This window comes from Pseudoalteromonas sp. bablab_jr011 (genome assembly GCF_016464045.1).
Lineage (GTDB): Bacteria > Pseudomonadota > Gammaproteobacteria > Enterobacterales > Alteromonadaceae > Pseudoalteromonas > Pseudoalteromonas lipolytica.
The window spans coordinates 67,683-78,028 of the sequence record NZ_JACDWU010000192.1 but is presented as its reverse complement, the minus strand read 5'-3'; the positions used below and the strand labels follow the sequence as shown (position 1 = coordinate 78,028).

Annotated in this window: 11 protein-coding genes; 6 read left to right on the top strand and 5 right to left on the bottom strand. The window is 41.0% G+C overall.

The features are described from left to right. Positions 1–154: 154 nt before the first annotated feature. From JIG41_RS11555 to JIG41_RS11545, 3 genes are all read left to right on the top strand, one after another. Positions 155–862: a response regulator transcription factor gene (locus JIG41_RS11555; RefSeq protein WP_199524763.1), complete on the top strand. Its 708-nt coding sequence runs from the start codon at positions 155–157 to the stop codon at positions 860–862. Between the two features lie 10 nt (positions 863–872). Next, positions 873–2,162, top strand: coding sequence for an ATP-binding protein (locus tag JIG41_RS11550; protein ID WP_036967201.1), 1,290 nt, complete (start codon positions 873–875; stop codon positions 2,160–2,162). 173 nt (positions 2,163–2,335) lie between these two features. Continuing rightward, a complete protein-coding gene (locus JIG41_RS11545) occupies positions 2,336–3,688 on the top strand; it encodes a sodium-dependent transporter (RefSeq protein ID WP_036967198.1) in 1,353 nt (450 codons plus the stop codon). Between the two features lie 23 nt (positions 3,689–3,711). Here JIG41_RS11545 and JIG41_RS11540 read toward each other — a convergent pair whose 3' ends face one another. Together JIG41_RS11540 and JIG41_RS11535 are read right to left on the bottom strand one after the other, a co-directional pair. Then, positions 3,712–4,149 carry a GNAT family N-acetyltransferase gene (locus JIG41_RS11540; RefSeq protein ID WP_074989702.1) on the bottom strand — a complete coding sequence of 146 codons (438 nt, stop codon included), beginning with the start codon at positions 4,147–4,149 and terminating at the stop codon, positions 3,712–3,714. A 64-nt stretch (positions 4,150–4,213) separates the two neighbouring features. Continuing rightward, positions 4,214–4,957, bottom strand: coding sequence for a sporulation protein (locus JIG41_RS11535; protein WP_036967192.1), 744 nt, complete (start codon positions 4,955–4,957; stop codon positions 4,214–4,216). Between the two features lie 224 nt (positions 4,958–5,181). Here JIG41_RS11535 and JIG41_RS11530 point away from each other — a divergent pair, with 224 nt between their 5' ends. The 3 genes from JIG41_RS11530 (at position 5,182) to JIG41_RS11520 (ending at position 7,675) form a co-directional block, all read left to right on the top strand. Then, positions 5,182–6,753: a cation:proton antiporter family protein gene (locus tag JIG41_RS11530; RefSeq protein WP_036967189.1), complete on the top strand. Its 1,572-nt coding sequence runs from the start codon at positions 5,182–5,184 to the stop codon at positions 6,751–6,753. 284 nt (positions 6,754–7,037) lie between these two features. After that, complete coding sequence (locus tag JIG41_RS11525; RefSeq protein WP_036967185.1) at positions 7,038–7,319, top strand: hypothetical protein; 282 nt, start codon at positions 7,038–7,040, stop codon at positions 7,317–7,319. A 140-nt stretch (positions 7,320–7,459) separates the two neighbouring features. After that, positions 7,460–7,675, top strand: a complete 216-nt coding sequence (locus JIG41_RS11520) for a DUF3820 family protein (RefSeq protein ID WP_036967175.1) — start codon at positions 7,460–7,462, stop codon at positions 7,673–7,675. A 314-nt stretch (positions 7,676–7,989) separates the two neighbouring features. On the opposite strand, the gene JIG41_RS11515 is transcribed toward JIG41_RS11520, so the two are convergent. From JIG41_RS11515 to JIG41_RS11505, 3 genes are read right to left on the bottom strand one after another with little or no spacing between them, the layout of a single operon-like run. Further along, complete coding sequence (locus JIG41_RS11515; RefSeq protein ID WP_199524762.1) at positions 7,990–9,246, bottom strand: ATP-binding protein; 1,257 nt, start codon at positions 9,244–9,246, stop codon at positions 7,990–7,992. A gap of 6 nt (positions 9,247–9,252) precedes the next feature. After that, positions 9,253–9,945, bottom strand: a complete 693-nt coding sequence (locus JIG41_RS11510; protein ID WP_036967170.1) for a response regulator — start codon at positions 9,943–9,945, stop codon at positions 9,253–9,255. Between the two features lie 14 nt (positions 9,946–9,959). Further along, entirely contained in the window at positions 9,960–10,346 is a 387-nt protein-coding gene (locus JIG41_RS11505) for a DUF3019 domain-containing protein (protein ID WP_036967167.1), read from the bottom strand.

Below are 10,346 nucleotides of genomic sequence, written 5' to 3'. Positions count from 1 at the left end.
TATTTTGAGGCAATAAAACCGCGTTGATAACAAGGCAAAAATTTAGTTATTTAGTTGTTCTAAATCAGAAATTTTTAACGCAGGTAGCGACTGGTTTGATCACTCAAAATGATTAAGTATTTTTGCGGATTGGTATAACTATTAGGAGTAGATAATGGAGCATTACGGAACAATTTTACTCGTTGAAGATGATATTTCTTTGGCGAATTGGGTAGCCGAATACTTAACAGAGCAAGGTTACAATACCACACTTTGCCAGCGTGGCGATCTCGTTGTTGAACAAGTTCGCACCTCACCGCCCGACCTCGTATTACTGGATATTATGCTACCAGGGCAAGATGGCATCAGCGTTTGTCGCGACTTAAGGCAGTTTTATCATGCCCCCATTATTATGCTGACCGCCCGAGATGATGAAATGGATGAGGTTATTGGTCTAGAAGTGGGTGCCAGTGATTACATGATGAAACCAGTGCGTCCTCGAGCATTACTCGCCCGTATTAAAGCGGCTCTTCGTTCTCAGTCTGACAAACAAGACTCAGCCACTGAATCGAGTATTATTACAGTAGGCAAGTTAGCGATTCATAACGATTCTCGCACGGTTTACTTTAATGATGAAGAAGTTCATATATCAAGTGCCGAATATTTATTACTGCACTACCTTGCAAGTAATGCCGGCCAAGTTGTCTCAAGATACGCCGTTTTCAAAGCAACAAAAGGTCGAGAATACGACGGTTTGGACCGTAGTGTTGATGTGCTTATTTCATCATTGCGGAAAAAATTCAGTGATGATCCTCAACACCCCGAAAAAATAAAAACAATTTGGGGACGAGGTTATCTACTGGTCGCCACGGCTTGGCAATAGATTTAAACCTGTGAAAAAGTTTTATATTTCTCTTCTTGGCAGCGCACTTATCTCAATTATTGTATTGGGCTGGCTAATTGACGCCTTTAGTCAGCAAACTCATACGCCACAGGATGAGTTTTATAACCAAACACAAATGATTAAAGGCTTTGCTAAACAACTGGCTGCTATGGCCCCGACCGAGCGTGAACGGGCAATAAAACAGTTAAACAGCGACTTTAATGTGCAACTTGAATATAGACCCACCCAATCACTCGCACTGCCTCATTCATTACTGCAGCAAATAGCCCAACCTAACGGCTTAATTCTTGAAGATCAACAAGGTTACTATTTACTGTACAGTGAAGCCTCTCTTGGAGCACATCATCTAAAAATGCGCCTTGGTAAAGACCCTATACACGACCAAGGCAACGACGTGTTACTTACGCTTTTATTTTATGCTGGCTTGTGTGTTTTTATGGGCTTTATAATTACCCCTCTCGCAAAACGCTTAACAGTATTAAATGAAGCGGCAAAACAATTTGCTAAAGGAGACTTAAGCAGCCGTATTCATGTGTCTCATTTCACGTATATACGAGATGTTGAGCTGACATTTAACCGAATGGCGAGCCAAATTGAGAAGCTATTAGACGAAAATAAATTAATGGCGTCGAGCTTGTCTCATGATATCCGCACGCCTATTGCCTGTTTACGATTTGGTTTAGAAGCCGCACAAGACTGTCCAAATGAAGAAAAACGTCTTGAGTATTTAGCACGCATGGAACAAGACCTTGATCAAATGGAGTCTATGCTAAAAAGTTATCTCGCATTTGCAACGTTAGAACAAAAAGCGAACCAGTTAACTTTTAATGAATCAGATTTACACAGTTACTTACTGACTGTAATCCATCAAGTAGAGCCAAAGTTAGAGCAACGCGCTTTACATTTAGAACATGATATTAAGACAGGATATATTTGCGCTGATCTTCATTGGTTAGCTCGCGCAATTGTAAATTTATTAAGTAATGCATGCGATTTCGCACACTCAGACATCCTCATTACAGCGCACTGCTCACCAGAGCTCGTGGTGATAAACGTAGAAGATGACGGACCAGGGGTCAATGAGCAAAACTGGCATAAAGTATTTAGTCCCTTTTTCCAAGAACAAACTCACCGTAACCGTGATGGAGAAAGTTACGGGCTTGGCCTTGCAATCGCAGCCAAAGTCGCAGATTGGCACCACGGAACCATCAGTGTATCTAAGAGCAAAAAGCTCGGTGGCGCTTGCTTTACACTTTCAATTCAGAATAAAAGCCCCTAAAAATGTTTCAATTGTGTTAATTCTTTCGTATTGTTACGCCCAATAGATTGAAATCTACGCTGACACGACACACGGTAAGACATAGAGCAAAATTGCCCGTCATTAACCCTTTTTATTTAGCGTTAATTCAAGTAGATTGTCAGCGCCGTCACAAATAGAGAAGTAAAAATAATATGAGCGCATCACGCGGGGAGTTCAGCTCTCGCTTTGGATTTATTATGGCAGCTGCAGGCTCTGCGGTTGGCCTAGGAAACATTTGGGGTTTTCCCACTCAAACAGCAAGTAATGGCGGTGCCGCATTTTTAGTTGCTTATTTAATTTTAGCATTTTGTTTAGCCTATCCGGCGTTAATGGCAGAGCTTGTCATAGGACGTCATGGTCAAGCAAATGCGGTTAGCGCTTTGCGTAAGGTAACCAATCAAGCGTGGCAAAAGAAGTTTGCGTTTTTAGTTGGGTTTGGGGGCATTATCTGTGCAGGCTTAATCCTCAGTTTTTATGCCATTGTTGCCGGATGGATGTTAAGCGCAACACTTGAACCCATTGCTCAATTAACAGGGCAAGAGCAAGCCCGAAGTTGGCTAAGTGAGCAGTCACTCTCAAGAAACATCATTTTTACCGCCGCGTTTATTATTTTAACGATTGCTATTATTTCAAAAGGTGTCGAAAACGGGATTGAAAAATGGTCAAAGCGCTTAATGCCTGCGTTACTGGGTATTCTGTTTATGTTAATCATTTACGTAATGACACAAGAAGGTGCTGTTGAAGGTCTTAAAGCTTATTTAGTGCCTGATTTTTCGTCTATTTTGAACCCTGAGTTGTTAGTCAACGCGCTAGGACAAGCCTTCTTTTCACTGTCCTTAGGCACCAGCGTAATGATCATTTACGGCTCGTATATAAGTAAAAAAGAAAACCTCGTTTCACTTGGCGCCTATGTCACGTTGATTGATGTATTTATTGCGTTTGTGGCGGGTTTATTAATTATTCCAGCCATGTATGTTGCGCAAGCGCAAGGTGTGCAAATTTTCTCAGCTGAGGGCACCCTGCTTTCTGAAGATACATTGGTATTCCAAGTGCTACCAGCCCTATTCACGAGCATGGGCTATGTGGGTATTTTTGTCGGCTTCGCCTTTTTTGCACTAATGAGTATTGCGGCATTAACATCGTCAATCTCGATGCTTGAGGCGCCGGTATCATACGCTGTTGAACGTTTTGCACTGAAACGTCTGCAAGCAACGTGGTTAATAGGCGGGTTAATTGCGCTCGTCAGTTTTACTATTGTGTTTAACCTTGGCTCATTATTTGGCTTTGTGATCACACTGACCACAAAAATAGCGCAACCACTGCTTGGCTTAATGTGCTGTATTTTTGTTGGCTGGATTTGGCATCGCAGTGCGTTACTAAAAGAGATTCAACAGGGCTGCCCAGAAGCCGGCAATAGCTTTTTTTGGAAAGTATGGCCTTGGTATATCAAGTTTGTATGCCCCATTGCCATCGCACTCGTGTTTGCAAACTCACTGTTAAGTTAACAAATTTTGCAGTAGCCCTGTGGCTACTGCAAACACATATCTTGGTGTGGTATTCCATCTTCAAGGTAATCTTCACCCACACACTTAAAACCTAACTGTTGGTAAAAATCGACTAAATAGCATTGCGCGCCAATTGTAATAGCTCGCTCAGGCCAATGTTGCTGGCAAGTATCAATGGCCGTTTGCACTAACTGTTTTGCCAGACCTTGACCGCGAAAATCAGCAGTCACTAACACCCGCCCAAATGCACTCAATTCAGTATTTTTTGGGTAACAACGAGCATAAGCCGCAAGCCTATTGTCCTTAAATAAACACAAGTGCAACGTTTCTTGATGGTTATCAATATCATCTATTTCAGGGTATGGACAGGTTTGCTCTACCACAAATACATCCACTCTGGCACGAAGTATACTCAATAACTCATCTTTGCTTAACGCACCATAAGTCTTAATTGAAAACATAACTCTCCCTTTAATAACAAAAAACCCAGCCAAAGCTGGGTTTCTAGGTTTTTAGCTTGGCGTATTATGCGAACAATCGCTCAAGCTGATCACACAATTGCGATAAATTCACATGATCATGTTCAATGGTTAAATCAACATATCCATCGCCTCTAAAGGCACGGTCAAGTTCAATCAACACATGTGTTTTATGGGCTTCAGGCACAAAAGACAATTCGATTTCTTGTAATCCAAATAAACTGCGGCTATTCGGTCTGTATTCTAGTTCTTGATAGCAACCTGAATGTGATTGAAAGGTAGGCGCTCGCAAGTACCCTTTTTCGACATCAGCCTTCACCAAATTAAAACCAAGCTTGTCCATTGCTTGCATTAAGGTGCTTACCGCATCATTCGGATACACATGGAGCGAATCACGGTCTGTTGGGTCAAGTGCCATATCAATATCTAAGCCTGTTTCAATCCAAACATGCGACTGATTATACCCTGCGTTGATCTCTGTCATTGGCGTTTCAGAATGTAAACGCGCCTCGAAAGGAATGTGCTTTTCTTCACCCGCGGCAATTGTACCAATCTCGTTAATACGCCACTTTTCTATAATGTGATTGGTGAAGTAATCTCCATCATCACTTTGTACCTTCACGCGCGTCATTAACGCTAAGTCTAAGCCCGCGATTTCCTGTTCAACATCCCCGCCTTTAATCACAATGACAGCGTTAAATTTTTGGCCGGGTTGTAAATGTTCTGTCTCTAGTACAGTGTCTACTTTTGCTGCACCAATACCAACTGATGCAAGGATTTTCTTAAACATCTTTTCTCCTTAAGCCAGGTTCTATAACAAATTGGCTTAAATTCCTTCGTTACTGCATCTTAACCACAATTAAAAGCTAATGTCAGCGAAAAAATGTTACTTTTGGCGCATTAATCAATAAATAACGCAAAAGTGTTTATTTTTTAAACTCTTTATATTCGTTAGTGTTTTCCAATATAGAATATTTCGCTACACTCATAACAAATGAAGTCAAAAGAAGAATTATGGAACTTATATACTTTGCTACCGCGTTTGTATGTGGCTTTGCTGTTTATCAGCTAAAGCTTCCTCCCCTTATTGGTTTTTTGTTGGCGGGCTTCGCCCTCAACTTATATGGCTACAAAACAACAGAACTACTCAATACTCTCGCAAGCTTAGGTGTAACACTTCTTCTGTTTAGCATCGGCCTAAAACTGAAAGTCTCTAACTTAATAAAACCCCAAGTCTGGGCACCAGCCTCAATTCACATTGTGCTTAGTAGCACGTTATTCAGTGCTTTTATGCTATTGCTGGGTGCGCTTGCACTGCCCCTTTTTGATCAGCTCACGTGGCAAAGTGCCTTACTCGTTGGCTTTGCATTTAGTTTCTCAAGTACTGTATTTGCAGTTAAAGTACTTGAAGAGCGCGGAGAAATGGCAAGCCTACACGGTAAAATCGCTATCGGTATCTTAGTGATGCAAGATATCTTCGCGGTTATTTTCTTAGCCATTAGTACGGGCAAAGCACCTAATATGTGGGCACTGGCACTATTAATAGGCTTACCTGTTTTACGCCCCCTTATGTTTTGGGTGCTCAACCGTTCAAAACACGGTGAACTATTGCCTTTATTTGGTTTTTTCTTTGCACTCGTACTTGGATATCAAGCATTTGAATTTGCGGGCCTTAAAGGTGATTTAGGCGCGCTTATCATCGGTATGATGTTTGCGTCGCACAAGAAAGCCGGTGAGTTATCAAAATCACTACTTAATTTGAAAGATATTCTTCTTGTAGGGTTTTTCTTAAATATTGGCTTAAATGCAGAACTAACGACCCATGCCGTGTTAGTCGCTATGGTGATTGTATTTGTATTACCTATCAAAGTGGCGCTTTATTATGTACTGACTAATCTCTTTAAACTACGCGCGCGTACCTCACTGTTAAGTGCTTTTAGCCTCTCTAACTACAGTGAGTTTGGGTTAATTGTGTGTGCTGTTGCAGCAAGTAGCAATATGATCACCAGTGAATGGCTTGCTGTAATGGCTATTGCCGTATCTGTTACCTTTATATTGGCGTCTCCTTTAAACAAACGTTCAAACGAAATTTATGTCAAACTAGAAAACTGGCTGCTCAAATTTGAAAGCGATACGCGACTTGCCGAAGAGTTACCAGTAAACCTAAATGACACAAAAATTGTTATTTTTGGCATGGGTCGTATTGGCACTGGTGCGTACGAAACGATTAGTCAAACACACCCTAATCTCGTTGCAGGTATTGATATTAAGCCCGATGTGGTAGAAAAACATATTAAGCGTGGCCGACGGGTACTCATAGCAGATGCGACTGACCCTGATTTTTGGCAACGCGTAAATCATTCTCATGTGGGCATGGTTATGCTCGCAATGCCAAAACATATGCAGAATATTTTTGCCCTTGAACAGTTACGTGCCTCGGGTTATCAAGGCCAAGTTACTGCTATTGCGAACTACCCAGATCAGCAAAAAGAACTAGAAGATATGGGCGTAGATTCAACCTATAACTTCTATTTAGAAGCCGGTAGTGGCTTTGCTGAACATGTAAAACAAAAACTTTTTTCTTGATGTAAAAAATAATTCTCAGCACCTAATTATGGTACTGAGAATTATTTTCATTATATTCATATACTTGCTTAGACATAAAAATTAACCCCATACCTGACGTACCTGCTCTAGGTCATTCTTATTTACAAAGCTTTACATGCAAATTAGCAATCATTGTCAAAAAAGGAGTAAACTGGGCTTAGATACTACGCTAAGTATCTATTTTTAACACAAAAAAAGTTTATCAGTCTGCTTGCGTACTTCATGATTTATGCACTACTGTTAGACTGTTTAAGGTTGTTTAAATGAAAAATAAGTTTACCAGAGAATCTTTAGCAAACACGGATGATGCACATTCCGGGAAACTTGTAGATATTCAACAGCAGCTTGATGAGTTACAACAAAATGGCATGACAGCGATGGATATTAGAACTGTGCTATTCAACAAGATGCTCGATGTTTATCAAGTTCCGCGTGATCATTTTCTTCGTGACAGTGAAACACCTGAGCGAATTGACGACCCGACTATCGTAACGAGGCTCAAGCAGCTTGGGTTTTCGAAAAAGAGTCGCCAACAACTACATTAGCATTCAGTATTATTTTGCAGTAGTCATTCCGAGGGCCTACCTCCCTCACTAAATAGGCTGTTTCTTGCCCGTCACAGCCTATTTTCTCTTTCCTATTTGCCGTATCATTCATAATAAATATAAGTCCAATTGAGACAGTAATGGATACAGCCCAATTAAAGCTCGCGATAAATACAAAAATGCCGTTTGGAAAGTACGCTGGTCGCCCCCTCTTATTGCTACCTGAACCCTATCTTGTATGGTTTAAACAGAAAGGATTTCCAGACACACAACTTGGCGCGCAACTAGCAATGATGTACGAAGTAAAACTCAATGGTTTAGAGAAAATGCTGATGCCATTATTAGATGAAAAATAATTTCAATTTTCGTGAACTTTTACTTTTGAACGTAGTCTATTACTTTGCTACTTGTTTATTTTTGGTTTTAACCACAGAAAAAGCGCCTAAGGCGCTTTTTTTATGTCTGCTAATGAGTGACTACACGTTAGCTTAACGAAGAGAGTTATGCTGAAGTAAAAAACCGTGTAATAACGAAGGTAATACTTTGTGATTGAGGTGCCTTGGCAATTGCTCCTGCACTGTTCGACTTCCTACACATGCAGTCGCCAACCAGAAGTTTTTAACACAACTGACGTCAAGCGTTAGGTTTAGTCACTCAAAATGATGACGTATTAATGCACAGTGGTATAGTCTAGCTTATAGAGGCGAATAATAAATTTTGCCCCACCCAGCTCAGAATTACCCAGTTCTGATTGCCCTTGATGCCAGCTTACAATTTTTGCCACGATAGCAAGACCTAAACCAAATCCACCGGTTTTTTTATCTCGACTCTTATCTAAACGTGTAAATGGCTTAAATACACTCTGCCACTCACTTGGGGCAATACCTGGGCCATCATCTTCAACATTGAGCTGTATATAATCAGGAAATTCTTGCAAACTCACTTGAATTTTATGGGCTGCATACTTTTGAGCATTCCCCAGTAAATTTTGAATGCAGCGTGCCATAAAGTGCTCATCACATTCGTAGTAGAGCTCTGCTGGCGCATTCAATTGCACATCAATGTCGGTGGCAAACTCTAGTTTATTCACAACACTATTAATCAATGCTGTTAAATCACAAGGGCGACGCGTTAAACTTGGCTGATGGGAATCAAGGCGGGCATATTCAAGCATTTCTGACACTAAGGCTTCAAGCTCAGCAATGTCTGCTTGCATGTTATCGATGTAATCGAATGACTTTTCATTTTCTATTTGCTCTTCAAGCATAGCAACCGCAAATTTTAACCGTGCTAAAGGCGTTCTAAACTCATGAGAAACTGATGAAGTAAGCTCTTGTTGAGCTGCAAGCAAATATTGGATGCGTTCTTGCATCGCGCTTAAGGTATCGGTGATTGGTAAGAAAAATGATTTAGACGCATCATGAAGTTCAAAATCTTGTGCGCCACCGACCGCCTCACAAGCAAGTGTCAGCTTATTGAAGTCGCGCCACAGTAAGAAACTCCATAAGCCTACAGGCACACCAATCACGGTTAATAATAGAAAGTAAGGCCAAACCGAGCTAAAACTTGAATTGGACACTGAAAAAGGACCCACATGCAACAACTGCTTATCATTCAGTGCTATGTACCAAATGACTTCTTGCTGGTGGTTAAAAAGATAAAGGTGTTTATCAGCGTTTAACTTGGCGTTTAATTCTTCAGGTAGAGCGACATCATTACGGTTAATGCGTTCGCTATTAAACGCTTGCTGTAATTTTTCTAGCCCCTCTTCTGTTTGACTTAAGAGCCAGAGAGATTTCCCAAACTCTTGGTCGAGGGCGATGTGTTGTTGAGTATCTTCATAGGGCCAAAGTTGCTCAATGACCCCACTAACCAGAAACAAAGAAACTATTATATAAAGGTATAAGCTTGCAAACAGTTTCCCCATTAATACTTACATTTCCCATGCATCAGATACGAACAAATAACCTTGTCCCCACACCGTTTTTATACGATAAGGCTTATCACTGTTATCACCCAGCTTTTTACGGATCCGTGATACACGTACGTCAACTGTACGGTCTAAACCATCGTACTGACGACCAATCATATGTTGATGAACATGCTCACGACTTAGCACCTCACCTGCATTTGACGCTAATAACCAAAGCAATTCAAATTCATGAGAGGTAAGTGTAATTTCATTACCTTTGAGTGTAACAATGCGACTGGTTTTATCAATGCTTAAATCGCCAAAGGTAATTTCTTCAGGGGTTTTGTTTGTTGCTTGGCCACGGCGAAGTAATGCATTAATTCGTGCAAGTAAAACACGCGGCTCAGCCGGCTTAATGACGTAGTCATCAGCACCAAGCTCAAGACCAATAACTTGGTCAAAGTCTTCACCTTTTGCTGTCAGCATTAAAATCGGTAGGCTATATTTATCGCGTACCTGACGGCATACACTAAAGCCATCTTTACCGGGTAACATAACGTCTAGAATCATTAAATCTACCGGGTTGTTTTCAAGGTAATCAAACACTTCATCGCCGCGTTCAAGGACCGCAACATCCAACCCGTTATGCTGAAGATAGTCCCGTGTTAACTGTTGTAAACCGAGATCATCTTCAACAAGTAAAATCTTTGCCATTGGTTGCTCCTGAATTAAAATAAGCTCCACGGTGAGCGTAATCTGCGTCTCGTTGTTTTTGCTTCAGTGCTTTGCACTTCAACTTTAGCTGTTGCAATTTTACTCCCCGTGTGCGGATTGATTAAGGAGTATATTGTTTCAACCTGAACACGCGCTTTATGATGTAACTGCGCTTTTCGAGTGTTCTTCCAGCATTGAATTTGCTGATTATTTTGGTACAAACACACATCTTCAGGCTGCGCCACTTGCCAACTTATTTTTAACTGAAGATCGCAAAAATCATGCTGCTGTAATACAACACACACTTTGGGTGAGATAGCTAAGTGAGTCGCTTGTGCGTGACTCGGGAACCCCCAAATAACAGCAACAAACACACACAGACTTAAAACAAAATACTTCAT

Coding starts and splice junctions, on each gene's coding strand:
- JIG41_RS11555 (WP_199524763.1), top strand. CDS start 155: ATGGAGCATTACGGAACAATTTTACTCGTTGAAGATGATATTTCTTTG.
- JIG41_RS11545 (WP_036967198.1), top strand. CDS start 2,336: ATGAGCGCATCACGCGGGGAGTTCAGCTCTCGCTTTGGATTTATTATG.
- JIG41_RS11540 (WP_074989702.1), bottom strand. CDS start 4,149: ATGTTTTCAATTAAGACTTATGGTGCGTTAAGCAAAGATGAGTTATTG.
- JIG41_RS11535 (WP_036967192.1), bottom strand. CDS start 4,957: ATGTTTAAGAAAATCCTTGCATCAGTTGGTATTGGTGCAGCAAAAGTA.
- JIG41_RS11530 (WP_036967189.1), top strand. CDS start 5,182: ATGGAACTTATATACTTTGCTACCGCGTTTGTATGTGGCTTTGCTGTT.
- JIG41_RS11525 (WP_036967185.1), top strand. CDS start 7,038: ATGAAAAATAAGTTTACCAGAGAATCTTTAGCAAACACGGATGATGCA.
- JIG41_RS11520 (WP_036967175.1), top strand. CDS start 7,460: ATGGATACAGCCCAATTAAAGCTCGCGATAAATACAAAAATGCCGTTT.
- JIG41_RS11515 (WP_199524762.1), bottom strand. CDS start 9,246: ATGGGGAAACTGTTTGCAAGCTTATACCTTTATATAATAGTTTCTTTG.
- JIG41_RS11510 (WP_036967170.1), bottom strand. CDS start 9,945: ATGGCAAAGATTTTACTTGTTGAAGATGATCTCGGTTTACAACAGTTA.
- JIG41_RS11505 (WP_036967167.1), bottom strand. CDS start 10,346: ATGAAGTATTTTGTTTTAAGTCTGTGTGTGTTTGTTGCTGTTATTTGG.